The organism is Sodalis glossinidius str. 'morsitans' (assembly GCF_000010085.1).
Classification (GTDB): domain Bacteria; phylum Pseudomonadota; class Gammaproteobacteria; order Enterobacterales; family Enterobacteriaceae; genus Sodalis; species Sodalis glossinidius.
Map to the genome: position 1 here is coordinate 3,938,403 of NC_007712.1, position 26,506 is coordinate 3,964,908.

Sequence of the window (26,506 nt, forward strand, 5' to 3'; positions counted from 1 at the left end):
GAATCCTCGATTACTAGGGCGTTCATTTCGAGCTAACCCGGCTGGGACAGCTCATGAGCGTCCGCCGGGTTAGCGTGACTACTGCGGTGCGATTACCAGCGGTAGTGGGCGAACGCCTTGTTGGCATCTGCCATACGGTGAACGTCTTCACGTTTCTTCACAGCAGTACCTTTGTTTTCTGCTGCATCGGAAAGTTCGTTCGCCAAGCGCAGAGCCATAGATTTATCACCGCGTTTACGAGCAGCTTCAACGATCCAACGCATTGCCAGGGCATTGCGGCGAACCGGACGGACTTCTACTGGCACCTGATAAGTAGAACCACCGACGCGGCGCGATTTGACTTCGACAGTCGGACGCACGTTGTCCAGGGCTACTTCAAAAGCTTCCAGATGGCCTTTACCAGAACGCTGAGCCAGGGTCTCCAGCGCGGTATAGACGATTGCTTCTGCGGTAGATTTTTTGCCATCTACCATCAGGATGTTAACAAATTTGGCCAAAAGCTCAGATCCGAACTTCGGATCCGGCAGGATTTTACGTTGACCAATGACGCGACGACGTGGCATGGAAATACTCCGTTGTTATTCAGGGTTGTCCAAAACTCAATGAGTTCTTTGACAAAGTTAATAAAACGTTTGGCCTTACTTAACGGAGAACCATTAAGCCTTTGGCTTCTTTACGCCGTACTTGGAGCGGCCCTGCTTGCGGTCTTTAACGCCGGAGCAGTCAAGCGCGCCACGAACGGTGTGGTAACGCACACCCGGCAGGTCTTTTACACGACCGCCGCGGATCAGGATCACGGAGTGCTCCTGCAGGTTATGACCTTCACCGCCGATGTAGGAGGTAACTTCAAACCCGTTGGTTAAACGAACACGGCATACTTTACGCAGCGCAGAGTTCGGTTTTTTCGGGGTGGTGGTATATACGCGGGTACATACGCCACGTTTCTGCGGGCAGGCGTCCAGCGCCGGAACGTTGCTCTTCGCAACCTTCATGGAGCGCGGTTTGCGTACCAGCTGGTTAATCGTTGCCATTCAATAAAGCTCCTGGGTTTTGCTTCGTAAACACGTAATAAATCGCCTCGTGATGCTGCGGGGCAAAGTACGAGGACGCAGAATTTTATGGCTGACGGGTAAAGGTGTCAAGAAATATACAACTCACCCTTGCTTACCACGCCATCTGCTGCGGCTGTTTTTCGGTCAGCCTGACGAAATCAGTATAACTGATTATCGCGATGTTGGGCGAAAGATGAGCAGACAGACCGCGAGCGACAATATCGTTTTCCAGCGCGTGCAGCGTCAGGGGAGAGGCACCGAGCGCGCACGCGGCCGGTGAGCCGGTGAGCCCGGCGATAACGCCATCGGACAGCAGCAGCAGGTCGTCGCCGTGCTGCGCGATACGCAGCAACGCCGCCAGATCGCAGGCATAGGGAGAACGGCTCAGGGTATACAGCATGGGCGCCTCCGGCGTTAAAACGTCATCACGGTATCATAGGCGCTAAGACGCTGGCGCCAGTCCGCCGCCGACAACCATTCAGCGTTCAATACCCAGCCAGCATCGGCATCCAGACCGCGCTCCGCCGCCGATTCGGCGCAGAGATAAAGACTGTCCACATCATACAGCGAGAGCACGCCGAAGGTGGCGACAAAGTCCCGCGCCAGGATTTGCGCCGGCTGCTGCTGCTCCAGCAACAGCAATACGCCATCGGCGATAAAAAAGACACCGATATCCTCCGCCAATGCCGAGGTCGCCAACAGCGCGTCAAGCCCTTCCCGTCCAGCGGCGTCGCCGTGCGGACCGTGGGTGAAAACAAATGCGATACGGTTCATGGAAGCCTTAGAACTGGATAAAGCGATCGCAGCCGAGCGCCGCCTGTACCAGGCTGCCCAGGCCGCTGAGCTCAAAGCCGGGCTGAAGATTTTCGCCGCTACGCTTAAGCAGCGACGCCTGAAGGGCATCGGTTACGCCACGACGCAGGGCGGCGGCGGCGCAGACATGCAGCGCCACCTGATGCTGCTGCGCCAGCTCGTGCCAGGCGCGCACCAGATCCACCTCATCGCCGGCGGGCGCACTCAAGCGGTTGGCGTTATGTACGCCGTCCTGGTAAAAAAACACCGTGCCGAGACGGTGGCCGCACTCCAGCAGCGCCCGGGCGAACTGTAGCGCGCTGCTGGCGCGCTGATTGCCATAGGCCGGCCCGGTGACCATCAGGCAATAGTCCAGGCTCATCGCTCCTGCCCCACGAAATCACCGCTCTTAAACTGACGGATATACAAGTAAACCGTGTGCTTGGAGATGTTGAGCCTGTCGGCAACCTGGTTGATGGCGTCTTTGATATCGAAGATGCCTTTCTCATACAGATTGAGCACGATCTGGCGGTTCTTGGCGTTGTTGGACACGTTGCGATCGGCGTTGACTTCCTCAATGGTGAACTCCAACGTCTGGGCCACCAGATCGTCAACCGAGGAAGCAAAATTCACCAAGGTGGCAATGTCCTGCGTTTCCGGCGGTATAAAGGTTTGCATAATCTGCGAGAAGGGTACGTCCAGATTCATGTTAATGCACAGCAGCCCTATCACCCGTTCCTCACTATTGCGGATGGCAATGGTGACCGATTTCATCAGAACGCCATTTTTGGCCCGGGTAAAGTAGGCGCGGGAGACGCTGCTGTCCTCTCCCGCCATATCATGCAGCATGCGCAGCGCGAGATCCGATATCGGTGACCCCACTTTACGCCCGGTATGTTCGCCGTTGGCGATACGCACGGCCGAGCATTTCAGGTCCTCCAGGGAGTGCAATACAATCTCGCAATGTCCGCCAATAAGCATCGCCAGGCCATCCACGACGGCTTCATAAGAGGCGAGAATTTCATGATCCACGGCGCTGAATGGACGTTCGTCCAATAAATCCAGCTCGCCGGCATCAGAATGAGGAAGAGACGTAGACATGTGGAAATACCACCCGTGGTTGTGAATCTGCCGGGATAGTATCGGGCAGATTTGGCTGTAATTCTGTTATCCGGCCGCTAGTCTAGCAAATCCGGCAAAACACTGTCCTTGTGTTTGGTGAAGTTTTTTATTATTCGGCAGTGATATTATCCGCCCACCGCGCGCGGCAGCCATAAACGGTGGAAGCGTTTGGCCGGCAGCGCGGCGAAAAAAAAGCCATCCCACGGGGATGGCTTGCAAAACGCATACGGGCAGCGGCCCTTTTGGGTGGGACGGCAGCGTTATTTCTGCTGCGCGCCCGCGTCCGGGGACTGACCGGCATCGGCGTCGCCGGCGGCCGGGGCGGCCGGGGCCGGTTTGATGTCCAGCAGTTCCACATCAAACACCAGCGTCGAGTTGGCCGGGATACCGGGAACGCTGGTCTTGCCGTAAGCCTGCTCCGGCGGGATAACCAGCTGTATTTTCCCGCCTTTCTTAATGTGTTTCAGCCCTTCGGTCCAGCCAGGAATAACGCCGTCCAGGCGGAAGGACAGAGGCTCGCCGCGCTTGTAGGAATTATCGAATTCCGTCCCGTCGACCAGGGTGCCTTTATAGTTCACCACGACGGTATCGCTATCGGTCGGCGCGTTGCCGGTGCCGGCCTTATCCACTTTATACAGGACGCCGTTGGCGGTTTTCTTCACGCCCTTTTCGTTGACGTAGTCGACGCGGTATTTGTCGCCTTTGGCGGCGTTGTCCTTGGCCTCCTGCTCCATTTTGGTTTGGGCGGCCTGCTTCACGCGCGCTTCAAAGCTTTGCAGCGTGGCTTCAATTTCCTGATCGGACAGCTTGCTGCTGTTGGCGAAAGCGTCCTGAACGCCGGTGATCAGCTGATCTTTACTCAGCTTGATACCCAGCTTCTCCTGCTCTTTCAGCGAATTATCCATGTAACGTCCCAGGGAGGCGCCCAGGGCATAGGCGGCCTGATCTTCGCTGCTTTTGAATTTGTCCGAGGTGACGCTGGCGGGTGCTGCGGTCGCCAGCGGGGTAGCACTAGGCGCCGCATCGGCGGCCAGGGCGTTGCTCGTGTTAAAGGCAAATGCCATAGTAGAGGCCAGCAGCGATACTTTAATCAATGATTTCATAAATCTCCATTTTCCTGGGTAAGCGGTCCCGAGGGTCGATAGCAAAGTCAGGCAAATACTATAGCTGTAAGCATAAACACAACACAATCGCTATGCCGGTTGCTTAACCCTTTCTGGGGCTTTTTTTACAACAAGAAGTTTCCTGATAATGCAATTTCATTGCGGCCTGGTTTGATATCGCCGCCTAATGATGACCTTTGTGCGGGCGATCTTCGTAAAGCAAGGTAGAATCTACTGAGATTGCCCGCGCGAAGCAAACCGCGGAATGGGAACGGTGCGACACCGGTTTCATTGGTCTTGATCGGTACCGAGAGGGGAATAGGATGGAACTATCGCAGCTGGAACAGCGTCTGGAAGTGTTAGAGGGACGGGTTGCTTTCCAGGAAGTCACGATTGAGGAACTGAATCAGACGGTGGTGGCCCACCAGCGCGATATCAGCCGACTACAGGAGCAATTGCGCCTGCTGTCGGACAAATTGCGCGAGCAGAACACCTCAATCATCGCCTCGCAAAGCGAGGAAACGCCCCCGCCCCATTACTGAGCGGGTGAGGCCGGGGCCCGCTCAGGGTCCCGAACCCCATGCTTAGTGACCGCAGCAGCAGCCATCACCGTGGTCATGGTCGTGATCATGGCCGTGCGCACCATGGACATGGCCGCGGGCCAGCTCTTCCGCGGTGGCTTCGCGAATGGCGATGACTTCCACATGAAAGTTGAGGTTCTGGCCAGCCAGCATAGGATTACCGTCAACCACGACATGATCGCCATCGATTTCAGTAATTTCGACCGGTACCTGATCCTGATCCGTTTCGGCAAGGAAACGCATTCCCACTTCCAGTTCGTCGACGCCCATGAATACATCTTTGGGTACGCGCTGCACCAGATTTTCATCGTAAGGGCCGTAAGCATCATTGGCTTCGATGCTGATATCGAAGATGTCTCCCGCACCGCGATCATCCAGCGCTTTTTCCAGCTCAGAAATCAGCGAGCCGTGGCCATGGAGGTACTCCAACGGTGCGCTCACCGGGGATTCATCGACCAACACACCGTCTTCTGTTCTCAACTGGTAGGCCAGACTGACCACCCGATCTTTTGCTACTTTCATGCTCTCTCCCACCATTGGAAACTCATTTGGCGCTGATTCTAACTAAAAACCGCACGTATGTACGCTTTAGCCGTAAAAAAGCTGCTAATAACATTACTCCGGATGAAAAATACCAATAATGTTTTCTTTATCCGGTCGTTTTGCGCTAATCATGTCGTCGTCCTGCCCCTGGGTATAGCCGCACTTGACGCAAGCCACCCGATAGCTATTATCCTCACGCCATACCGCCAGCGTATCAGCGCTGTGGCAGACGGGACAGGTGGCGCCGGCGATGAAGCGTTTACGCTTTGCTGTCATAGGGTCGTTCTCCCTGTTGATCATCCTCGCCCCAGCCGTCGAGCAGCCGCTGCTCCTGTTGCATCTCGCGCTGGAAAATGTCTTCCAGTTCGCGCCGCGCTTCCTTTACACGCGAACTGTGCCCCCCTCCTCCTGGGGCATCAACTCACGCAGCATGCGCATATCCAGCCGGCGGAAATGCTGCTGCGCCCGGTAGGCCTGATGTGGATGCATACCTAACGATTGCAGCACCTTGCGCCCCAGCTCCAAAGCGCTGGAGAACGTTTCCCTTGAAAATCGCGACACGCCGACCTGCAGTAGCTCATGCGCTTCGACACGCCCGCGCGCCAAAATCTGCAACTGGGGAAAATGCTGCTGGCACAGGCGGATGATGGCCATATTATCTTCAGGCGTATTGGCCGCAACGACGATCGTTCTGGCCTTCTCCGCTCCCGCCGCCCGCAACAGCTCCAGTTCGGTGGCATCGCCGTAATACACTTTATAACCATAGCCGCGCATCAAGCTGACCACGCTGATATCACGCTCAAGCACCGTAATACGGGTTTTATTTGCCATCAGCAGGCGACCTATCACCTGACCGAAACGGCCGAAGCCGACAATGATAACCTGCGGGTCATCGTCGTTGACGAAGGGTTTTTCATCGTTTTCTTCTACTGCATTATAACGCCGGACCAGGATACGATCGATCAATTGCATCAATATCGGGGTGGTGATCATCGACAAGGTGACGATCACCAGCAATAACGATAATTGATCGCCGGTGAGGATTTTCTGCACCGAGGCCGCCGAGAACAAAACGAAGGCAAATTCCCCGCCCTGGCTCAGTACGCCGGCGAATTGCAGCCGGACCGAACGTTTCAGCCCCGACAGGCGCGCCAGGATATACAACACCGTTCCCTTGATGGCCACCAGGATGGCGACGCCGGCCAGCACTGTCAGGACGTGCACATACAGGATCCCCAGGTTCAGCGCCATGCCGACCGAGATAAAAAACAATCCCAGCAGCAGCCCCTTGAACGGCTCAATAGCGATCTCGAATTCATGGCGGTACTCGCTTTCAGCCAGCAGCACGCCGGCGATAAAGGTGCCAAGGGCCATCGACAGGCCACGCAAATCCATGAATAACGCGGCACCCAGCACCAACAGCAGGCTGGCGGCGGTAAGCACCTCGTGCACGTTCACCGAGGCGATATAGCGAAACAGCGACCGCAGTAGGAAGCGCCCGCCGACCAGCATTCCAAAGAATGCCGCCAGTTTAATGCTGATCTTCATCCAATCGCCGTGCCCGCCGGCGCAGCCTGCGAGAAAGGGAATCAGAGACAGTGCCGGGATCACCGCCATATCCTGAAACAGTAACACCGAAAACCCCAATTGGCCGCCCTCATTGCGGTTCATGCCTTTGTCGCGCATCAACTGCAGCGCAATGGCGGTAGAGGACATGGCGATGCCAATGCCGCCGATAAGCGCCGCCTGCCAGCGCATACCGGTAAAGGTAAGCGCGGCACCCAGCAGCACCGCGGTGATGGCTACCTGCGCGGCGCCGACGCCGAATATCGAGTGCCGCAGGTGCCAGAGCTTGGCGGGGTTCAGCTCCAGGCCGATGATGAACATCAAGAACACCACCCCCAGCTCCGAGAAATGCAGTATCTCATCGACATCGCGAATAAAGCCCAGGCCCCAGGGGTCGATGGCGATGCCGGCGGCCAGATAGCCCAGCACTGCGCCGATGCATGCGGCACAGTGCTGCGGTCAGAGCGAAAAGACGCAGGATATCTGTCTCTCCACCCCTAACGCGCCGCGGGTCTGATAGGCGCTCTCGGCATCGCCGGTGGTGATAACCGACCGCCAATGTTTGCCGGCCAGCGCGTTGCCGCCGACGCCGCTGGCGAAGCCGCGGGTCAGCACGCGATCCAGCCACTCCTTGAGCAATCCCGGGCAGCTGTAAGTGTATAACGGGTGTTGGAACACGATTACCTGGTGATCACGCAGTAGCTGCTGTTCGTGAGGTATATCGATAAAAAAATCCGGATAATGCGCATACAGATTCATGTACGGTGACATGATTGAGCGTTGCCGCGACCTTGAGTAACACCTGGTTCGCCACCGAATCCTGGGCATCAGGATGCGCGTAAAACAGCAAAACTTTGGGCGGCTCAGCGATCAATTCCCCTCTAAAGCGTCGTCAGGCAGCAGGATTTCCGCTACTATGCTTCGCAACGTAAACATCAGGACGCGATATCCTGTTTAACATTCAACTATGTCAATTTAACATACCTTAACTACGGCGCTTTATGATCGTTTTCTCCTCGTTGCAAATTCGTCGCGGTACCCTCGTACTGTTGGACAACGCCACCGCTACGGTCAATCCGGGGCAAAAAGTCGGGCTGGTCGGCAAAAACGGCTGTGGCAAATCCACGCTGCTCTCGCTTCTGAAAAAAGAGCTCAGCGCCGACGCCGGCAGCGTTAACCTGCCCGCGAATTGGGCGATGGCCTGGGTCAATCAGGAAACCACCGCGCTGGACGTGCCGGCATTGGAGTATGTTATCGATGGCGACCGGGAATATCGTCAGCTTGAATCTGAATTACTTATTGCCAATGAAAAAAATGACGGACATGCCATCGCCACGCTACACGGTAAACTGGACACGATAGACGCCTGGACGATTCGCGCCCGCGCCGCCAGCCTATTGAGCGGTCTCGGCTTCAGCCAACCGCAGCTGACGCAGCCGGTACGGGCATTCTCCGGCGGATGGCGTATGCGTCTGAATCTGGCGCAGGCCCTGATATGCCGCTCCGACCTGCTGCTGCTGGACGAACCCACCAACCATCTGGATTTGGATGCGATCATCTGGCTGGAAAAGTGGCTGAGAAATTACCCCGGCACGCTTATCCTGATTTCCCACGACCGGGATTTCCTTGACCCTATCATTAACCGGGTCTTGCATATCGAGCAACAGACCCTGAATGAGTACGCCGGCAACTATTCATCGTTTGAGCTACAGCGCGCGACCAAACTGGCTCAGCAACAGTCGCTCTACCAGCACCAGCAGGAAAAAGTGGCTCATTTGCAGCACTACATCGACAGATTTCGCGCCAAAGCGACCAAGGCCAAGCAGGCGCAAAGCCGCATCAAGATGCTGGAACGGATGGAACTCATCGCGCCGGCCCATGTGGATAATCCCTTCCAGTTCAGTTTTCGCGCGCCGGAGAATTTGCTAAATCCCCTGCTGGCGATGGAGAAGGTCAGCGCCGGCTATGGCGATAACCTGATTTTACACTTTATTAAGCTTAACTTGGTACCCGGTTCACGCATCGGTCTGCTGGGGCGCAACGGCGCCGGTAAATCGACGCTTATCAAGCTGCTGGCCGGAACCCTGGCGCCGCAGTCAGGGACGCTGTCGCTGGCAAAAGGCATTAAGCTTGGCTACTTTGCCCAGCACCAGTTGGAGTTCTTGCGCGCCGATGAGACGCCGCTGCAGCACCTCAGCCGGCTGGCGCCGAAGGCGTATGAGCAGTCGCTGCGCGATTTTCTGGGCGGCTTCGGTTTCCAGGGCGACCAAGTGACGGAGCAGACGGCGCGTTTTTCCGGCGGCGAGAAAGCGCGGCTGGTGTTGGCATTAATTGTCTGGCAGCGTCCTAATCTGCTGCTGCTTGATGAACCCACCAACCATCTGGATCTGGACATGCGTCAGGCGCTGACCGAAGCGCTGATCGACTTCGACGGCGCGCTGGTTGTGGTGTCCCACGATCGCCATCTGCTGCGTTCCACCACTGACGAATTTTATCTGGTGCATGATAGTCAGGTCGCGCCCTTCGATGGCGATCTGGAGGATTATCAGCAGTGGCTGGCGGAACAACAGCGGCCGCGCGGGCAAAATAACGATACGGACGCCCCACCTGCCACCGTGAACACGGCACAGACGCGCAAAGATCAGAAACGGCGCGAGGCGGAATTCCGCAAAGAGACCCAACCGCTGCGTCAGGCCATCGGTCGCTATGAGCAACAACTGGCTTCGCTGGGGGCGGAACTGGCCGAGGTCGAAGGCCAGCTTGGCGACAGCACACTGTACGACAACGCGCGCAAAAGCGAGCTAAACGACTGCCTGCAGCGACAAGGTAAACTCAAATCGGCGCTGGAGGAGGCAGAGCTGGGCTGGCTGGAAGCGCAGGAACAATTGGAGGCGCTGACAAAGGCGTTCGACGCAGAGTAGCCGCACTCAACACCAAAGCGACGATAGGCAGAGCGCTTCAGTGGCAGCGCACGCACCGTGCGCAGCGCCTGAAAGTAGCGAGCAAACCTCGCGCGGGGCCAGAGGGGTAACGCGCAGACCGCGCTTAACGCCAAATCAGCACGACACAGGCGGCGGTCAGCAGCCCCATGGCCAGATTGAATAGCGTCCAGGCACGCCGGCTTTTCAGCAGCGGCCAATCACCGTGCCAAAGGCCAGCCAGATGGCGCCCGAGACAATATTGACGGCGGCGATACCGATGCTTATCGCCATCACCGAACCCGCGTACGCTTCCCCGGCCAGGCTAAAGCTGGCCACCGCGCCCAGGGCCATCAGCCACGCCTTCGGATTGAGAAACTGTAGCAGGCCGCCCTGATAAAATGGCACCGGCTGCAGCGGCGCCGTATCGGTATCCAGCTTTTCATAAACGGCGGTCGCGATTTTCCAACAAAGCCACAGCAAGTAGAGGCTGCCGGCCACTTTTAGCGTAGAATGCAGGGCGGGATAGAGCGTGATGAGGCTACCGACGCCGCAGGCCAGCAGCAGCATGCACTGCATGCCGAGCATCAGCGGCATGGAACGCCAAAAGCCGAAATGGGCGGCCGAGGCGGTAAGCAGCATATTATTTGGACCGGGAGTGATAGCGGCAACCCAGAGAAAACCCAGCATCGATAAAAACAGACCCAGCTCCATATATCCCGCACTATTGCTCCCGGCAATGACGTTTATGAAATTAACAGCGCGGTGCCGATTCGACAAGCGAATTGTCGGTGAATTTTCGTCGCGCCGCCGGCCCGCCAACCACTGGAGAAATACCGATCATGATCATTCCCTGGCAACAGATTGATCCCACCACGCTGTATAATTTGATCGAATCGTTTGTGCTGCGCGAAGGCACGGATTATGGCTTACAGGAAAAAAGCCTGCAGCAAAAGGTCGCGGATGTGTTACGCCAGGTGCAATCCGGCGAAGCGGTGCTGGTGTGGTCGGAACTGCATGAAAGCATTAACATTATGCCGCGCGGCCAATATCGTCCCTATTAGCGGCGCCGCCGGTGCGGTCAACCCCGCTCCCGGCTAACGCACGGCGGAAACGAGCAAGCCTCGCGGTGGCCCTGCGGTGCCAAACGTGATAACGATAACCTGCGCCCGACCGCACGTCATTTGACAGAGGTTATCAACATTATTAGGGTCACCGGCTCCAGCGGCGCCGGTACCACCACCAGCCTGGCTTTTCGCAAAATCTTTCAGCAATTAACTATCCGCGCCGCGGAGCTGGAAGGCGACAGCTTTCACCACTTCACCCGGCCGGAAATGGATCTGGCTATTCGTAAAGCGCGTGATTTAGGCCGGCACGTGAGTTATTTCGGCCCGGATGCGAATAACTTCGACCTACTGGAGAGAACGTTTTACCATTATGGGGAAAGCGGGCGCGGACAAGCGCGTAAATACTTGCATACCTATGGCGAAGCGGTTCCCTATAATCAGGTACTTGGTACCTTTACCCCCTGGCAGCCACTGCCGGAGCCGACCGATGTTCTCTTTTACGAAGGGCTGCACGGCGGCGTCGTGACCGAACAAAATGATGTTGCGCGCCATGTGGATTTGCTGGTGGGCGTGGTGCCGATAGTCAACCTGGAGTGGATCCAAAAATTGGTGCGCGATACTAATGAACGTGGTCATTCACACGAAGCCGTTATGGATTCCGTGGTGCGCTCCATGGAAGATTACATCAATTTTATCACGCCGCAATTTTCCCGTACCCATATCAACTTTCAGCGGGTGCCGACGGTGGACACATCCAATCCCTTTGCAGCTAAAGCGATTCCGTCATTGTACGAAAGTTTTGTCGTCATTCACTTCCGCGACCTGGACGACATCGACTTTCCCTATTTATTGGCCATGCTGCAGGGATGGTTTATTTCCAACATCAACACGCTGGTGGTGCCGGGTGGCAAAATGGGTCTGGCAATGGAATTGATTATGGCGCCGCTGGTCAAACAATTGCTGGAAGGAAAACGAATTCGCTAAAGGGCAACGATGGCGTCCCCGTTGCAGGCGACGCCAATCCCTGTTCTCAGTCGAGATTACGCACCTCGAAGCTGTGCGTAATAGTGGCGGCTTTGCCCAACATCAGCGATACCGAACAGTACTTTTCCGCCGAAAGCGCGACCGCCCGCTCCACGATCTTGTCCGTCAGGTCGCGGCCGGTGACAACGAAATGCAGATTAATATGGGTAAACAGGCGCGGCGCTTCTTCGCGGCGGGTCGACGTCAGTTTGACCTCGCAGTCGCGCACGTCGGCGCGGCCCTTTTGCAGAATCGATACCACGTCAATAGCGCTACAGCCGCCGGCGGACATCAGCAGCATTTCCATCGGGCTGGGGGCCTTTTCGCCGCTGTTGCCATCCATGATAATCTGATGGCCCGAGGCGGATTCGCCGATAAATGACAGCCCTTCCACCCACTTCACTCGCGCTTGCATAGCGTTAACTCCTGATAAAATTCTTTATGAAAGACTACCTTTTTGCCGGCAAACTGGCAATGTAACCGCAGATGCATCATGCTGAAGCGAGACAATACAAGACAGCCTCTCAAAGCTATGCTAAAAACAAGGCAGGATCGAACTCACTGACAGTGAAAGAGCAAGAGAGCGATCGAAACGTCACCAACATTGGACCTGATAAGTTCCCTTTATAGGTTCCGTTTATGAACGGAATGACATCATAATAACACCTTACATTACAGGGAATACGTTGCTCCTGACACAGGACAGCGATGACAAAAGAGGATAACAGCGAATGGTTCTTGGCAAACCGCAAACAGACCCGACTCTCGAATGGTTCCTGTCTCATTGCCATATTCATAAGTATCCATCGAAGAGTACGTTGATTCACCAGGGTGAAAAGGCTGAAACGCTCTACTACATCGTCAAAGGCTCCGTCGCGGTGCTTATCAAGGATGAAGAGGGTAAGGAGATGATCCTTTCCTATCTTAATCAGGGCGATTTTATCGGCGAGCTGGGGTTGTTTGAAGAAGGGCAGGAGCGCAGCGCCTGGGTGCGGGCGAAAACGGCCTGTGAAGTGGCGGAAATCTCCTATAAGAAATTTCGCCAGTTGATCCAGGTGAATCCCGACATCTTGATGCGTCTGTCTTCACAAATGGCCAGCCGCCTTCAGGTAACCTCAGAGAAAGTCGGCAACCTGGCCTTCCTGGATGTGACCGGGCGAATCGCGCAAACATTGCTGAACCTGGCCAAGCAGCCGGACGCCATGACCCATCCGGACGGTATGCAAATCAAAATTACCCGGCAGGAAATCGGCCAGATTGTCGGCTGTTCACGGGAAACGGTCGGCCGTATTTTGAAAATGCTTGAGGATCAGAATCTCATCTCCGCCCACGGAAAAACCATTGTCGTTTACGGTACCCGCTAATCTCTCTCACCACGGGCATGGTCAGGACGGCCACGCCCCTTTAGTTGACTTATGTGGCGCAGACTCATTTATCACCCCGAAGTAAATTATGCCCTGAGGCAAACGATAGTCCTGTGCCTGCCGGTCGCTATCGGCCTAATGTTCAACAGTCTGCAACAGGGGCTGCTGTTCTCTCTGGTGCCCGCCTGCTGTAACATCGCCGGCCTGGATCAGCTCCATAAGCGTTTCTTTAAACGGCTGGCCGTCGGCGGCTCGCTGTTTGCCCTGAGCAGTATATTTATCCAGTTGCTGTTGGCGCACGGCGCCCCGCTGCCGTTTGTCATGTTGGGCCTGGCGCTCCTGTTCGGCGTCAGCGGCGAAATCAGTCCGCTGCATGGCCTCCTGCTGCCGGCATCGCTTATCGCTGCGGTATTTACCCTGGGACTGACCGGCAATGTGCCGCTCTGGCTGCCACCGCTGCTCTATGTGCGGGGACCCCGCCTGGTATGGGCTGTTCAACGCGCTGTGGTTCCGGCTGTGGCAAGAGCAGCCGATGCGCGAAGCGCTCAGTTTGCTGTACCGAGAGCTAGCGGATTATATTGAAGCAAAATACAGCCTGCTGACTCAGCATACCGATCCCGACAGCGCGCTGCCGCCGCTGTTTGCCCGCCAGCAGAAAGTTATCGACCAGATATCGCAAGTGTATCAGCAGTTGCATATGCTCTCCGCTAACCATCTCACCCAGTACAAGAAACTGCTACGCGCCTTCCAGGTTGCGCTGGATTTACAAGAGCATATCGCGGTGAACCTGCACCAGCCGGACGAAGTGCAAAAGCTGGTGCAGCAAAGCCACGCCGAGGCGGGTATTGCGCTATAACGCGCGTGTCGCCGCCGCCCGGCTGCGCGTCTTGGCGGACGATATTCTTTATCATCGCCCGCCTGACCGTTTTTCTGCCGATGCCGGCCTGTCGGCGCTGGAAAAGATCGCCCGCCACCAATCCGGATAATCCGGTAGGCCAGTTCTGCTATTTCCATTTCAGCCGCATCTACCGCCTGTTGCGCTCCCAACGTCCTCTTTATCGTCGTGATGTGATGGCGGATAACCAGCAGCGTTTGCCGTTCTGGCCGGCGCTGAAAATTTATTGTTCCCTTAAATCCATGGCGCTGCGTAATGCCGCCCGCCTAGGCCTTATGCTGGCTGTCGGCAGTAGTCTGGGCCTGGTGTTCAACCTACCGAAACCCTATTGGATCTTGATGACTATCATGTTTGTCAGCCAGAATGGCTATAACGCTACCCGGGTGCGCATTCAGCATCGGGCGCTGGGCACCCTGGCGTGCTTGGTCATCGCCACGGGGACGCTCCAGTTGCAGATGGGCGATGGCGTTATCCTGACCGGCATGCTGCTGGTGACGCTTGCCGGCTATTTGGTGCTGCGTAAAAATTACGGTCTGGCGATGACCGGCATGACGCTAGTGACCGTGTATACCCTGCAACTGCTGTCGTTAAACGGCGCGCATTTCCTGCTGCCGCGGCTGGTCGATACCTTGATTGGCTGTATGCTGGCGTTTGGCGGCACGCTATGGCTGTGGCCGCAATGGCAGAGCGGTCTGCTGCGCAAAAACGCCCACCAGGCGCTGGAGCGCGATCAGGAAGCGCTACGGTTGCTGCTGCAACCTGACCCCACCGCGCCGGCGTTGGCCTATGCCCGCATGCGGGTCAATCAGGCGCATAATGCCCTGTTCACTTCCCTAAGCCAGGCTATGCAGGAGCTAGGGTTTAACTCCCGGTACCTGAGCGATATGCGCCTGTGGGTCACCCACAGTCAGTTTATTGTGGAATATATCAACGCCATGACCACGCTGGCGCGCGATCACTATATGCTGACCGCTACGCTTGCGGCCGATTATCTGGCCTCCTGCGAGGTGGCGCTGCAAAGCTGTCAGCAGCGGCTGGAATATGACGGCCCGAGCACCGAGAACCCGGGAAATTTTAATACCGACGGACCACAGGATCAGGCGGTAACGCTGATGGAGCGCCATTTACGGCGCATTTTGTTCCATCTGGGCGTGATGCACACCATTTCGTCGGTAGCCTGGCCGCAGCGGCCCCAGCACGGGTTTTGGCTTGCGCGATACGCCGCAGGCGGGGAACCTTCGACGGCAGTCAAGCCGAGCGGGTGACGTGCGCCACGGCTTTCTCAAAACGCGCCAGCCCCTCGGCGATATCGTCAAACGCCACCACCAGCGAGGGAGCGAAGCGAATCACATCGGGGCCGGCGTTGAGGATCATGACCCCTTCCAGCGCGGCGGCATGCAGGAAATCCCGTGCCCGTCCCTGAAAGCCCGGCGCCAACTCCGCGCCCAACAGCAGCCCCATGCCGCGCACCTGGGTGAAAACATGATGCTTTGCGTTAATGTCATGCAAAGCCTGAATGAAACGCTCATGACGCTCATTGATACCGGCCAGCACCTCAGGCAAGTTAATGACGTCCAGCGCGGCTTCCGCCACCGCACAGGCCAGCGGGTTGCCGCCGTAAGTCGTGCCGTGGGTGCCGACCGCCATGACAGAAGCAATGTCTTCGGTGGTCAACATCGCGCTAATGGGGAAACCGCCGCCCAGTGCTTTGGCGGCGGTAAGGATATCCGGCTGCACGCCGTAATGCATATAGGTGAACAATTTGCCACTGCGGCCCATGCCGCATTGCACTTCATCCATCACCAGCAGCGCCTGATGCTTATCGCATAATTCACGCACGCCTTGTAAAAACGCCGGCGTCGCCGGGGTAATGCCCCCTTCCCCCTGTATCGGCTCAAGGACGATAGAGCAGGTGTGATCATCAATGACGGCTTTCACCGCGTCGAGATCGTTGAACGGCACATGGACGATATCCGCCGGTTTCGGCCCAAACCCGTCCGAATACTTGGGCTGTCCTCCCACCGACACGGTAAACAGCGTGCGGCCATGGAAGGCATTATGAAACGCAATGATTTTGGTCTTGTACGGACTGTGGCGGGTAATGGCGTAATGGCGTAATGGCGCGCCAGTTTAAACGCCGCCTCGTTCGCCTCGCCGCCGGAATTGGCGAAGAATAAGCGATCGGCAAAGGTTGCATAAATAAGCTTACGCGCCAGGCGCAGCGCCGGTTCGTTAGTAAAAACGTTGCTGGTATGCCACAACGTTTCCCCCTGCGTTTTCAACGCCGCCACCAGCGCCGGATGACAGTGCCCCAGCGCGGTAACCGCGATACCGCCGGAGAAATCGACGTATTCTTTGCCCTGCTGATCCCAAACCCGGCTGCCGGCTCCTTTTACCGGAATGAACTGCGCGGGTGCATAAAACGGCAAAATAACCTGATCGAACGTTTCCCGAGTGACTGCCGAATCGTCTGTTTTCATAAGGTATTTACTCTGTCTAAGGCGTGATAAGAAATGAAAATATAATCATATAATATGAATAAAAAGTCACACTCAAGTCAAGAGCCATTGCCGTCAAAGAATAAAATACACCCATGTCAACGGTTGAGGAAATTCGCCAGCAAATAATGACCTTGTTCACTCATAATGCTTTCAGGATGAAACTGTACACCTTCCAGCGGCAAGGAACGATGGCGGATGGCCATAATTTCATCCAGCTCCCCTTCACGCTGGCTCCAGGCGGTCACCGCCAGACAGGACGGCACACTGGCGGCGTCGATGATAAGCGAGTGGTAGCGTGTTACCGTCAGCGGCTGCGCCAGGCCGGCAAACACCCCTTGGCCATCGTGCCGGATAACGGAGGTTTTACCGTGCATAACCCGACGTGCACGAACGATACGCGCGCCAAACGCCTGCCCGATAGCCTGATGCCCCAGACAGATCCCCAGGATCGGCAGTCTGCCAGCAAAATGGCGAATAGCGGTAAGGGAGATCCCCGCCTCGTCCGGGTTGCCCGGACCGGGGGAGATGACCAGACGCGCCGGCGCCAGCCGCTCAATATCCGCGAGATCCAGACTGTCATGACGGCGCACCATCACCTGCGCCCCCAGTTCACAGAAATACTGATAAAGATTCCAGGTGAATGAGTCGTAATTATCGATTATCAGCAATCCGTTCATAACTCTCCTTAAACTATAGCTCATGCGCCTCTGCCGCCACACCTTCGCGCACCGCTCGACGCCGAATCCCGATTAGCAACGAGTGTATGACAACGGCGGCGACATGACTACGGACACTGCCGCAAAAGTCCAGTATGAAAAGATGTTTGGCCGGGGTATCACACACGGGGAGAACCGGGATTCGGCGGTTAAACAGCCGCGCTTTCCTGTTAGCCGCAGGCGATATTCGCTGGCACAGGCTGAGGTGCAACCCGGTATCGGACGCCGATCAACAGCGGGCAATACGGGTTCAGGGGTTAGCGGTGGGATACCGCGCCAACAGGGGGCGTTAACGCCGCGCGGATGGGGAGGCCTTAGGCAGGCCTGTCGCCAGGCGGTCAAGGTGTCACATTGAGGTGCGGCTACCCTGCGAGCGCCGATATCGCGAAAGAGCAGGTCGCCACGCGGAGGGGGTTAACGATGCTCCTCCGGCTCGCTCACCGCCAGCCGGAATAATGCAGCCAGCAGCGCCGGATCGCCAAACGCCCCGGCCTCGTTGGCATTCAGCCAGTCCTGCCAGTTGATGGGATGCCAGTGAATATCATAGCCGGCATGGATAATCAGCTACGCACGCCCATTCCCCTCCCGAAAAGGGTGCAACATATTGATATCAGCGTAATAGGTCGCCACTTTGTCACAGAACGGCTCAAACGCCAGGTCACGCAGATAATCTTCTTCTTCCAAACGCTGCATAACCTCATTACCTTCCGTTTCCAAATAGGCGAAGTGGCAAAAGCGGGTATCGTTTTGATAGATATCCACGCTGCGCAACTGGCCCGCCCAGGGACAAATATCCTGGAAAAGCTGGTGTATAAATAGCGCACAACCAGGGCAACCCCCATCGTGGCCGGTCCGAGCTCCAGCGAGGCGGCGCGCGGCGCTCTCAGCGCCAGTTCCGCCTCTTGCAGTCCTGCGGCTTCATGAATATTCAGGCGATTACGCAGCACCTTCAGGCCCGGATAAAGATAAGGATCGCGATCGTCGCCGATTTTATCGTTCATAGTGCCTCCTCAGCGCGTCCAGACGGGCAGAGAGTGCTTCGCCTTCCAGCGTGACTGGCACGATGTCATAACCTTCAAGGGGTACTGGCGCAAAAATTTTCATTCCGGCGCTGTGCGAATAGCCGCGCTTTTTGTTTCTTGGTCATTTTTTTCATCAGTCGCTCCTGTCAGAGACTGCCGGGTTCCTGGAAAGAGTAAGTATAAACCGCATTAGCGGCTTCATTGGGACAGACTGAGCGAGCCGACATCATGGCATAACAGGGAGAAAGAGATCAGGGTAGATACGGCCACGAACGATTGAAAATCTGCGGCGGGGATGCACGTCAGGCAAAAGCGCCGCTCCCGCCGACACGGATACGCAGAGAGAGGGGACGGCCTCAACGGGTAGGAAAGATCCGCGCCAGAAAACCTGCGCCGCGGGGTGTAGGACGTCAGCTCGCGCCAGGCAGCATCACGGCGGGACCTGCTGCAAGCCCGGCCGCTATGCGTCGATACCTTTACTTTAGGTTCAGCTCTAGGGCAGCACTTTGGCAGAGAGAATGACAATCGGCTCAACCGGCACGTTCTGGTATGGCCCCTCATTCTTGGTGGGCACCTGGGCAATTTTATCCGCCACCTCGATCCCTTTCACCACCTTGCCGAACACGGCATAGCCGAAATCGCGCTGGCCGTGATCGAGGAAAGCATTGTCCGCCACGTTGATAAAGAATTGGCTGGTCGCGCTATCTTTATCGGCGGTTCGCGCCATGGCGATGGTGCCGCGGGTGTTGCGCAGGCCATTGTCGGCTTCATTTTTGATTGGCGCCTGGGTGGGCTTTTGCGACATGTCCTGGTTGAAACCGCCACCCTGGATCATAAAACCGGGGATCACGCGGTGGAAAATGGTGTTGTTATAAAACCCGCTGTTCACGTATTGCACAAAGTTGTTTACCGAAACCGGCGCTTTGGCGCTGTCCAATTCCAGCTCGATATTACCCGCCGAAGTGGTCAACAGCACATGAGAGTCCTGTGCCGCGGCATACGCACCCGCAGAGCAAAATGTCAGGGCAAGCAGGGTAGTAGCGGTCGCCAGAGAGCGTTTGAGCATAAGAATTCCTTTTAAGAGATAAGGCCACGGGAAGCGATTAGATTCTAAAGAGCCGTTTCCGGCAGTGCCAGCCATTTACCTTTTTTTACGTAACGGAGTATTTACGTCGGTGCCGACCAAAGTGTGATGAAACGCCCACCCTTCCCACCTGCTGCCGGTGAAGATATTATCTGCCAGATATTTAACAGCAAATAATAAATAAGCCATGATAGGATTGCGCCTCTCGCAGACAAGCAGGATGTCATCACTTTAGATAGAGGCCAGGCTTTCATCGGTCGATATCAGATTAAAACTAGGTTTAAAATGAATTAAAACAATAAATTAAGACTAACATGGATTAGCTCTGACGATATTTTCCCTGTCGATGTTTGTTTTAGGGGTCGTCAGCGGCATCACGATGTCCATCGGCACCTATCTTATCACCCATCTGTATGCGGGGCGGCAGCGCGGCTCGCACCTGTTGTTTACCGACTCTTCAGTATGGCCGGTACGCTATTCCCCATGCTAGCCGGCGTGCTGCTGGCGCGCCATATTACCTGGTACTGGGTGTATGCCTGCATTGGCGGGGGTATATGGTGATCTTTATCCTACTATCTGATTTTCCAGTGTTGAGTGCGCGCGACGCCGACACCGCGGGCGAGCAGAGGCAGCAAACACGGGAATCTTGGGGGGCCGGGCGTGGCACTGCTGGCACTGGCCGCACTCTGCTACATCCTGGGTCAGCTCGGTTTCATCTCCTGGGTGCCGGAATACGCCACGTAGCGTTTTGATATGGATATTCAACAGGCCGGCGGACTGGTAGGTAATTTCTGGACCGCCTATATGATCGGGATGTGGGTCTTTAGCGCACTGCTGCACTTTTTCGATTTGCAGCGTACTGTCACGGTGCTTGCAGCGCTGTCGGCGTTTTTCATGTATCTGTTTATCCACGCCAGCGACCCCACTTTGTTGTCCTGGTGTTCGCTGGCGCTGGGCTTTGTTTCCAGCGCGATTTACACCACGATTATCACGCTGGGATCGCAGCAGACCCGGTAACATCGCCCAAACTGGTCAATTTTATTCTGACTTACGGCACGATCGGCACCATGCTGCCATTTGTCATTACCGGTCCTATTGTCGCCCGTTATGGCGTCGGCGCGGCGCTGCAAGCCTCCAATCTGTTGTATGTGACGGTGTTTGTCCTGTGTTTGCTACTGGGCTTTGTCAGTCGTTACCGTACCCATAGCCAGGCCGTCGGCTAATGTCTAGGCCGGCTTGTTGCCCAAGCCGGCCTCTTTCACCACTCTCCCCTTCTACGGTAGTCCGGCGAGCACTGCGCGCCCAAGGCCAGACCCTTTCCATGCCGACCGTTGCCGGAAACAATCGCCGCGCCGGGTTCTGACGGCGCCGCGTTAATGCAACTCAACATCATCTATTTATCCACTTTCCTTCATCATGTCATAGTAGTTTCGCGCGCCGTAAGGGGCTGGATTGATCTGACTCGCAATCGTTTGCGCAGTGGCATGCTGCGCCCGCACCCGTCCGCCGCCGGAAAGGCCGTCACGAGACCCGGTGCGCCGTCAGCCGCCGCGGTGTCCACGATGTCCACGATGTCCACGAGCGCACAAACGTTTACCCTTTCCCTGTCTATAAGGATTTTGTAACCATGACCGGAGCTTCCCCCGCCGTTTTCGCAAGCTTAAGCAAGGAAGCGGCGTGACGCCCGAGGAGCCGCTGGGCGGCGGACTGATGTACCGTCTATTCGGCGCGCTAATCCGGTTAACGCGTAAAAGCTGGCATATGTACCTGGTAGGTTTTCTATTCGGGCTGGGGTTTGATACCACGACCTAGGTGGGTCTGCTTGGCTTGTCGGCCACCGACGCATCGGCGGGTATCGCTATCTGGTCGATAATGATCTTTCCGGCGCTGTTCGCCAGCGGCATGGCGCTGTGGACACCCTAGATAATCTGATGATGATTAACGCCTATGGTTGGGCGCTGAATAAGCCGCAGCGCAGGCTTTATTACAATATGACGGTCACCGCCACCTCGGTGCTGGTGGCGCTGGTCATCGGCGGACTCGAGGCGGCAGGACTGCTAGCGGAAAAGTTTGATCTGGAGGGCGCCCCCTGGCGGCTGGTAGCCTCGCTCAATGATCATTTGGGCAACGCCGGTTTTGTGGCAATAGGACTGTTTGCCGTGTGCTGGGGAATTTCGGTGCTTAACTACCGCTGGCGGCCTGAAGGCGCGCGAAGCCCGGCGATGGCGCCATCAGCCCTGATGTGCCCATCATGGCCGGTATCCTTGCCCGACGTGGGCGCCTTACAGGCCAGACGCCCTGACAGCATCCGCGTTGACGTCTTTAGCGCCGACGGGTGCTCCAGCGCGAGTGTAGCGTCTCGTTGTCGCGATGAATGTCGTCGCGTGTCAACCCGATGTCCCGTAGCTGGTCGTCACTGAGGCCGAGCAGGATACGTTTGTCGCGCCGGTAGAGCAGCCAGCGGCGGAGCCGCGCCCAGATGCGGCGCACAAAGCCTGACCGACCCAGGGCGGCCGGGCAAACGGCATGGTCGGATTGCGCCATTAGTGAGGCGGTACAGTATTTTGGTGGCGTTTTCATCATAGCTTCTGTGGCTGGGGGACAGGACTATGACGAAAGATCGCCCTAATACGGTACAGATTCATAAAGGCACTATTTTAAGCATACAGATTGCGATTATTTCATCTGTAATGGTATTCTGAAGCGCGATCTGTACTGGTTTTCCCGCTAACACGGCCATCTGTATGAGGCAACTATGACCCGCTACCATCATCTGGCCGACATCATCGGCGAACGCATTGAACAAGGGCTTTACAACCGCGGCCAGCGCCTGCCCTCTGTGCGCGCGCTAAGCGTGGAACATGGCGTTAGCATCAGTACCGTACAGCAAGCCTATCGCGTGCTCGAACACCGCCAGTTAATCACCGCCCGCCCCAAATCCGGCTATTTCGTCTGTCAGCAGCACGGACTGCCGGAAATGTGCCGGCCCGCACAGCGACCGGTGGAGATTTCGCAATGGGACATGATGCTGCAACTCACCCGTACCCTCATCGCCCGCGACGTCATTCATTTAGGGCCCGGCGTACCTGACGTTACCGCCACCACCCTGAAACCGCTGCGGACCCTCATGAGCCGCGTGGCGCTACACCCGGACCTGCGCAGCATGCACTATGATGAACTGAACGGCTCCGCTGCGCGAGCAGATCGCGCGCCTCATGATAGACAGCGGAAGCCACGTGGCGCCGGAGGGGATCATCATCACCACCGGCTGTCACGAAGCATTGTCTATCGCCATTCATGCGCTATGCCGGCCGGGGGGATATTGTGGCGGTAGACTCACCCAGCTTTCATGGTGTCACCCAAATCCTAAAAGGGTTTGGCATGAAGGCGCTGGAAATTCCCACCGATCCCCTTACCGGCATCAGCCTGGAGGCATTGGAACTTGCTCTCGAACAGTGGCCAATCAAGGCTATCCAACTGACGCCCAATTACAATAATCCGCTCGGGTATATCATACCGGACGCCCACAAGGTGGCGTTATTGACCCTGGCGCAACGTTACGATACGCCGATCATTGAAGACGATGTTTATGCCAATCTGGCCTATCACTATCCGCGGACGATAAAATCTTTTGACGAAGATGGGCGGGTGCTGCTGTGCAGCTCGTTTTCCAAAACGCTGGCGCCGGGATTGCGTATCGTCTGGATCGAGCCAGGCCGCTATATGGAGCAGGTACTGCACATGAAATATATCGGCACCGGCGCCACGCAGCCGCAGCTGGCCATCGCCGAATTTCTGCGTCAGGGGGGCACTACCTCAAGCACGTGAGCCGGATGCACGCCCGCTATCAACTTAATCGCGACATCATGACGGAATGGGTGCAGCGTTATTTTCCGCAAGGGCCCCGGATAAGCCGACCGCAGGGGGGGGGTTCCTGCTGTGGATAGAGTTACCGCCGGCGTTTGATACCATGCGGCTGAACCGTCAATTGGAAAGCAAGGGCGTGCAGGTGGCGGTTGGACCCATTTTCTCAGCCTCCGGGAAATACCGCCACTGCCTGCGCCTCAATTATGCCAACCGTATGATGCCGGCAATAGAAACCGCTGTAAAATGCATCGGCGAAACGGTGGAACAGCAGTTGTAGGCCTGCGCCAGGCTGAACCCGGCAGCGGAAACGGCGCAGGACGAACAGTAATACCCCACCTACTCAGCGGAAATCCACGGTCTCCGGCTGCGCTAAATACAGCCGCGATGGCGATGACGGGGTTTCCGCGATCACCTGCCCGTGACGGATAACATAGCGCGGCGGCGTCTTGACGTCTTCATGGGTCAGGATCGCTTTGCGCTCGGCCCAACGGGCAATGCCCTCAAACAGCGTACCGGAATCGTTCCAGTGGAGGTCTCCGGCGGTCTGTGTAGTATCCAGATAAATGTGGGGTTCGACAAACGGCGGTATTGCTAATCCGCCCTCGGCATTAAGGACGCCTTCGCCGTCCTGCTGACCATGATTTTGCGGCGCCAGACGGCAGATGATTCCCTGCTCGAGGGTGATTTGACATAAACCTTCACGCCAGGGCAGCCGCCGGACGTGACTGATAGTATGCAGCAGGGGATTTGGCACGGGTTACCTCGCTTTTATCAGGTGCCTGCTTGATAGATAGCGTAACCGCGGCAGAATAACAACCGCATATAATTCATTACCTTTGCCGGGAGTCGCGGAAAAAGCGTAGTGACGTGCCGCCCGGCCCTATCGGGATCAGGCCGGGCGCGCGAGGGGTATAAATGACTCAGGGTTTGGCGACAAAGCCGACGGCTTCATAGACCTTGGCCAAGGTCACGCTGGCTTGAGCGCGGGCTTTTTCCGCCCCGTCCCGTAACACTTGATTCAAATAAGCTTCGTCGGCGCACAGGGCGTGGTAACGAGCCTGTAACGCGGTCAGCATTTCCGACACCGCATCGGCCACGGCGGATTTCAGATGGCCGTACATTTTTCCGGCAAACGCCTGTTCCAGTTCCGCCACCGGCGTACCGGTCACGCCGGATAAAATATCCAGCAAGTTGGAGACGCCGGGTTTGGCCACAGGATCATAGCGCACCACCGGCGGTTCATCGGAGTCGGTTACCGCCCGTTTAAGCTTCTTGACTACGGATTTGGGATCTTCCAGCAGGGTGATGACGTTATTACGGTTGTCATCGGATTTCGACATCTTTTTCAAAGGATCCAGCAACGACATCACGCGCGCGCCGGATTTGGGAATAAACGGTTCAGGAATGGTGAAGATCTCGCCATACAGCGCGTTAAACCGTTTGGCGATATCGCGGCTCAGCTCCAAATGCTGTTTCTGATCCTCCCCGACCGGCACCTGGTTGGTCTGATAAAGCAGAATGTCTGCCGCCATCAGCACCGGGTAATCAAACAGCCCGGCATTGATATTTTCGGCGTAACGGGCCGATTTATCCTTGAACTGGGTCATCCGGCTCAGTTCACCAAAATAGGTATAACAGTTCAGCAACCAGCCCAGTTGGCTATGCTCCGGCACATGCGACTGAATGAAAACCGTACTTTTAGCCGGATCGATACCGCAGGCCAGATACAGCGCCAGAACGTCCAGCGTTGCCTTACGCAGCTGCTGGGCATCCTGACGGGCGGTAATGGCATGTAGGTCGACGATGCAATAAATACAGTCATACTCGTCCTGCATGCTGACCCACTGACGCAGCGCACCCATATAGTTGCCAATAGTCAGTTCCCCTGACGGCTGCGCGCCGCTGAATACGATGGGCTTACTCATTTTAAACGGCCCTGATTAACGAAAGGTGGCAGCCCGAGCACGGGCAAAAGATCGGCAAAACGGTCCAGAACGTAATCCGGGCGGCTCAGCGTGATCGCTTCACCATAGTTATAGCCATAGGTCATGCCGGCGCTTGGGCAGCCGGCGGCTTTGGCCGCGAGGATATCATTGCGCAAATCGCCGACGAACAGCAGCTCACGGGCATAAAGCCCCAAATGTCCGAGCACCAGATAAAGCGGGGCGAGATGCGGCTTCTTGGCCGTAACATCATCGCCGCCGATAATCAGCACAAAATGGCGCTCGATGCCGAGCGAGGCCAGCAACGGTGCGACAAAGGGTGTGGGCTTATTGGTCACCACCGCCATCGGCAGCCCCTGAAGCGCCAACTGCGCCAACATATCCGCGACCTCGGGAAACAGCAAACTGCCCGACGCCACCGTCCCGGCATAATGTTCATCGAAGCGCAGACGGGTAGCGCGTTGCAGCGCGCGCTCCACCAGCACATATCGGCGCCGTTGCCAATCCAGGTGGCAATGCGCGCCAGACCGGCCTGGGGCAGCCCCTGCTCTGACAGCGTTCGATCAAGAGCGACCGTTAAGCCGGGGGCGCTGTCGGTCAAAGTGCCGTCAAGATCGAATGCGATACCGCGGATAGGCTGTTCTTCACGCATTCCCCGCCGCTCCCGCTAATGCCTGACGCATGGCGTCGATAACGGGTCGGTAATCCGGCTGGCTGAATATAGCAGAGCCGGCAACGAACATATCGGCGCCCGCGGCGGCGATAGCGCCGATGTTGTCCACTTTGACGCCGCCGTCCACCTCAAGCCGGATATCCCTGCCGCTGCGATCGATAATCTGACGCGCCTGGCGCAATTTATCCAGGGTCGAAGGCAGGAAAGACTGGCCTCCAAAACCGGGGTTGACCGACATCAGCAAAATGACATCAAGTTTATCCATCACATACTCAAGGCAGCTTAGCGGCGTGGCGGGATTGAAGACCAGCCCGGCTTTGCAGCCGTGCTCCTTGATGAGCTGCAGTGAGCGGTCAACATGCTGCGACGCCTCCGGGTGGAAGGTAATGTAACTGGCGCCGGCGGCGGCAAAATCCGGGATCAGGCGATCGACCGGCTTTACCATCAAATGCACGTCAATGGGGGCGGTAATGCCATAGTTACGCAGCGCTTTAAGCACCATCGGCCCCATGGTGAGATTCGGAACATAATGATTATCCATCACATCAAAATGCACCACGTCCGCCCCGGCGGCTAACACCCGGGCAGTATCTCCACCCAGGCGGGCAAAATCCGCGGAAAGGATGGAAGGAGCGATTAAATAGTTTTTCATCCATGTCTCCCGTCAGTTACGG

The 26,506-nt window shown here is 56.6% G+C and carries 25 protein-coding genes and 10 pseudogenes; 11 read left to right on the forward strand and 24 right to left on the reverse strand.

Features of this window, described 5'->3' with window-relative positions:
* Positions 1-92: 92 nt before the first annotated feature.
* The 7 genes from rpsG to fkpA all read right to left on the reverse strand — a co-directional run bounded on the left by rpsG (position 93) and on the right by fkpA (position 4,069).
* A complete protein-coding gene (gene rpsG / locus SGP1_RS20880; protein WP_011412093.1) occupies positions 93-563 on the reverse strand; it encodes a 30S ribosomal protein S7 in 471 nt (156 codons plus the stop codon).
* 93 nt (positions 564-656) lie between these two features.
* Positions 657-1,031 carry a 30S ribosomal protein S12 gene (gene rpsL, locus SGP1_RS20885; protein ID WP_011412094.1) on the reverse strand — a complete coding sequence of 125 codons (375 nt, stop codon included), beginning with the start codon at positions 1,029-1,031 and terminating at the stop codon, positions 657-659.
* Between the two features lie 133 nt (positions 1,032-1,164).
* Positions 1,165-1,452, reverse strand: coding sequence for a sulfurtransferase complex subunit TusB (tusB, locus tag SGP1_RS20890; RefSeq protein WP_011412095.1), 288 nt, complete (start codon positions 1,450-1,452; stop codon positions 1,165-1,167).
* 14 nt (positions 1,453-1,466) lie between these two features.
* Positions 1,467-1,826, reverse strand: a complete 360-nt coding sequence (gene tusC, locus SGP1_RS20895) for a sulfurtransferase complex subunit TusC (protein ID WP_011412096.1) — start codon at positions 1,824-1,826, stop codon at positions 1,467-1,469.
* 7 nt (positions 1,827-1,833) lie between these two features.
* Complete coding sequence (gene tusD, locus SGP1_RS20900) at positions 1,834-2,226, reverse strand: sulfurtransferase complex subunit TusD (RefSeq protein ID WP_011412097.1); 393 nt, start codon at positions 2,224-2,226, stop codon at positions 1,834-1,836.
* Positions 2,223-2,945: a helix-turn-helix transcriptional regulator gene (locus SGP1_RS20905; RefSeq protein WP_011412098.1), complete on the reverse strand. Its 723-nt coding sequence runs from the start codon at positions 2,943-2,945 to the stop codon at positions 2,223-2,225. The genes tusD and SGP1_RS20905 overlap by 4 nt, the downstream gene beginning before the upstream one ends.
* 281 nt (positions 2,946-3,226) lie before the next feature.
* Positions 3,227-4,069, reverse strand: a complete 843-nt coding sequence (gene fkpA / locus SGP1_RS20910) for an FKBP-type peptidyl-prolyl cis-trans isomerase (protein ID WP_011412099.1) — start codon at positions 4,067-4,069, stop codon at positions 3,227-3,229.
* Positions 4,070-4,392: 323 nt separating this feature from the next.
* On the opposite strand from fkpA, the gene SGP1_RS20915 reads away from it, so the two are divergent.
* Positions 4,393-4,611 (forward strand): protein SlyX, encoded by a 219-nt coding sequence (locus SGP1_RS20915; protein ID WP_011412100.1) that lies wholly within the window; start codon positions 4,393-4,395, stop codon positions 4,609-4,611.
* Between the two features lie 42 nt (positions 4,612-4,653).
* Here SGP1_RS20915 and slyD read toward each other — a convergent pair whose 3' ends face one another.
* From slyD to kefG, 4 genes and pseudogenes are all read right to left on the reverse strand, one after another.
* Entirely contained in the window at positions 4,654-5,172 is a 519-nt protein-coding gene (gene slyD, locus SGP1_RS20920; RefSeq protein ID WP_011412101.1) for a peptidylprolyl isomerase, read from the reverse strand.
* 93 nt (positions 5,173-5,265) lie between these two features.
* A complete protein-coding gene (locus SGP1_RS20925) occupies positions 5,266-5,469 on the reverse strand; it encodes a YheV family putative zinc ribbon protein (protein ID WP_011412102.1) in 204 nt (67 codons plus the stop codon).
* Positions 5,453-7,197, reverse strand: a pseudogene (gene kefB / locus SGP1_RS20930) (glutathione-regulated potassium-efflux system protein KefB). The gene SGP1_RS20925 and the pseudogene kefB overlap by 17 nt, the downstream one beginning before the upstream one ends.
* A pseudogene (kefG, locus tag SGP1_RS20935) lies at positions 7,196-7,630 on the reverse strand (glutathione-regulated potassium-efflux system ancillary protein KefG); the annotation flags it as partial. The pseudogenes kefB and kefG, both read right to left, overlap by 2 nt.
* Before the next feature lie 130 nt (positions 7,631-7,760).
* Between kefG and SGP1_RS20940 the strand changes: the two are divergent.
* Positions 7,761-9,680: an ABC transporter ATP-binding protein gene (locus tag SGP1_RS20940; protein ID WP_011412104.1), complete on the forward strand. Its 1,920-nt coding sequence runs from the start codon at positions 7,761-7,763 to the stop codon at positions 9,678-9,680.
* Positions 9,681-9,804: 124 nt separating this feature from the next.
* Here SGP1_RS20940 and SGP1_RS20945 read toward each other — a convergent pair.
* A pseudogene (locus SGP1_RS20945) lies at positions 9,805-10,391 on the reverse strand (LysE family translocator).
* A 128-nt stretch (positions 10,392-10,519) separates the two neighbouring features.
* Here SGP1_RS20945 and SGP1_RS20950 point away from each other — a divergent pair.
* Positions 10,520-10,741 (forward strand): YheU family protein, encoded by a 222-nt coding sequence (locus SGP1_RS20950; RefSeq protein WP_011412106.1) that lies wholly within the window; start codon positions 10,520-10,522, stop codon positions 10,739-10,741.
* A 120-nt stretch (positions 10,742-10,861) separates the two neighbouring features.
* The gene (locus tag SGP1_RS20955; protein WP_011412107.1) at positions 10,862-11,728 is read left to right on the forward strand and encodes a phosphoribulokinase; all 867 of its coding nucleotides are present in this window, start codon (positions 10,862-10,864) and stop codon (positions 11,726-11,728) included.
* Positions 11,729-11,774: 46 nt separating this feature from the next.
* Here SGP1_RS20955 and SGP1_RS20960 read toward each other — a convergent pair whose 3' ends face one another.
* Positions 11,775-12,182 carry an OsmC family protein gene (locus SGP1_RS20960; protein WP_011412108.1) on the reverse strand — a complete coding sequence of 136 codons (408 nt, stop codon included), beginning with the start codon at positions 12,180-12,182 and terminating at the stop codon, positions 11,775-11,777.
* Positions 12,183-12,498: 316 nt separating this feature from the next.
* On the opposite strand from SGP1_RS20960, the gene crp reads away from it, so the two are divergent.
* The 4 genes from crp (at position 12,499) to SGP1_RS36880 (ending at position 15,291) form a co-directional block, all read left to right on the forward strand.
* Entirely contained in the window at positions 12,499-13,131 is a 633-nt protein-coding gene (gene crp, locus SGP1_RS20965; protein WP_011412109.1) for a cAMP-activated global transcriptional regulator CRP, read from the forward strand.
* A 51-nt stretch (positions 13,132-13,182) separates the two neighbouring features.
* Positions 13,183-13,713 carry an FUSC family membrane protein gene (locus tag SGP1_RS36870; RefSeq protein WP_424141128.1) on the forward strand — a complete coding sequence of 177 codons (531 nt, stop codon included), beginning with the start codon at positions 13,183-13,185 and terminating at the stop codon, positions 13,711-13,713.
* Entirely contained in the window at positions 13,664-13,987 is a 324-nt protein-coding gene (locus tag SGP1_RS36875) for an FUSC family membrane protein (protein ID WP_424141129.1), read from the forward strand. The genes SGP1_RS36870 and SGP1_RS36875 overlap by 50 nt, the downstream gene beginning before the upstream one ends.
* A 386-nt stretch (positions 13,988-14,373) precedes the next feature.
* Positions 14,374-15,291, forward strand: a complete 918-nt coding sequence (locus SGP1_RS36880) for an FUSC family protein (protein WP_424141183.1) — start codon at positions 14,374-14,376, stop codon at positions 15,289-15,291.
* On the opposite strand, the pseudogene argD reads toward SGP1_RS36880, so the two are convergent.
* The 6 genes and pseudogenes from argD to ppiA all read right to left on the reverse strand — a co-directional run bounded on the left by argD (position 15,275) and on the right by ppiA (position 19,331).
* A pseudogene (gene argD, locus SGP1_RS20975) lies at positions 15,275-16,506 on the reverse strand (bifunctional acetylornithine/succinyldiaminopimelate transaminase). The gene SGP1_RS36880 and the pseudogene argD overlap by 17 nt on opposite strands.
* A 116-nt stretch (positions 16,507-16,622) precedes the next feature.
* Positions 16,623-17,204, reverse strand: a complete 582-nt coding sequence (locus tag SGP1_RS20980; protein ID WP_011412110.1) for an aminodeoxychorismate synthase component II — start codon at positions 17,202-17,204, stop codon at positions 16,623-16,625.
* A gap of 453 nt (positions 17,205-17,657) precedes the next feature.
* Positions 17,658-18,244: pseudogene (locus tag SGP1_RS20985) on the reverse strand (putative adenosine monophosphate-protein transferase Fic).
* The gene (locus tag SGP1_RS35875; protein WP_083765022.1) at positions 18,234-18,347 is read right to left on the reverse strand and encodes a YhfG family protein; all 114 of its coding nucleotides are present in this window, start codon (positions 18,345-18,347) and stop codon (positions 18,234-18,236) included. The pseudogene SGP1_RS20985 and the gene SGP1_RS35875 overlap by 11 nt, the downstream one beginning before the upstream one ends.
* Positions 18,319-18,399, reverse strand: coding sequence for a YhfG family protein (locus SGP1_RS36885; protein ID WP_083765025.1), 81 nt, complete (start codon positions 18,397-18,399; stop codon positions 18,319-18,321). Before SGP1_RS36885 ends, SGP1_RS35875 begins: the two co-directional genes overlap by 29 nt.
* A gap of 359 nt (positions 18,400-18,758) precedes the next feature.
* Complete coding sequence (gene ppiA, locus SGP1_RS20990; RefSeq protein ID WP_011412111.1) at positions 18,759-19,331, reverse strand: peptidylprolyl isomerase A; 573 nt, start codon at positions 19,329-19,331, stop codon at positions 18,759-18,761.
* Between the two features lie 334 nt (positions 19,332-19,665).
* On the opposite strand from ppiA, the pseudogene tsgA reads away from it, so the two are divergent.
* Positions 19,666-20,572: pseudogene (gene tsgA, locus SGP1_RS34580) on the forward strand (MFS transporter TsgA); the annotation flags it as partial.
* Positions 20,573-20,981: 409 nt separating this feature from the next.
* A pseudogene (locus tag SGP1_RS34585) lies at positions 20,982-21,547 on the forward strand (HoxN/HupN/NixA family nickel/cobalt transporter); the annotation flags it as partial.
* A gap of 124 nt (positions 21,548-21,671) precedes the next feature.
* On the opposite strand, the gene SGP1_RS36890 reads toward SGP1_RS34585, so the two are convergent.
* The gene (locus SGP1_RS36890; RefSeq protein ID WP_083765028.1) at positions 21,672-21,932 is read right to left on the reverse strand and encodes a DUF1127 domain-containing protein; all 261 of its coding nucleotides are present in this window, start codon (positions 21,930-21,932) and stop codon (positions 21,672-21,674) included.
* A 172-nt stretch (positions 21,933-22,104) separates the two neighbouring features.
* Here SGP1_RS36890 and SGP1_RS21010 point away from each other — a divergent pair.
* A pseudogene (locus SGP1_RS21010) lies at positions 22,105-23,493 on the forward strand (PLP-dependent aminotransferase family protein).
* A 165-nt stretch (positions 23,494-23,658) separates the two neighbouring features.
* On the opposite strand, the pseudogene SGP1_RS21015 reads toward SGP1_RS21010, so the two are convergent.
* The 4 genes and pseudogenes from SGP1_RS21015 to rpe form a co-directional block, all read right to left on the reverse strand.
* Positions 23,659-23,970: pseudogene (locus tag SGP1_RS21015) on the reverse strand (cytosine deaminase); the annotation flags it as partial.
* A 166-nt stretch (positions 23,971-24,136) separates the two neighbouring features.
* A complete protein-coding gene (gene trpS, locus SGP1_RS21020; protein WP_011412112.1) occupies positions 24,137-25,141 on the reverse strand; it encodes a tryptophan--tRNA ligase in 1,005 nt (334 codons plus the stop codon).
* Positions 25,138-25,811, reverse strand: a pseudogene (locus SGP1_RS21025) (phosphoglycolate phosphatase). Before SGP1_RS21025 ends, trpS begins: the two are co-directional and overlap by 4 nt.
* Entirely contained in the window at positions 25,804-26,484 is a 681-nt protein-coding gene (rpe, locus tag SGP1_RS21030; RefSeq protein WP_011412113.1) for a ribulose-phosphate 3-epimerase, read from the reverse strand. The pseudogene SGP1_RS21025 and the gene rpe overlap by 8 nt, the downstream one beginning before the upstream one ends.
* Positions 26,485-26,506 lie beyond the last annotated feature (22 nt).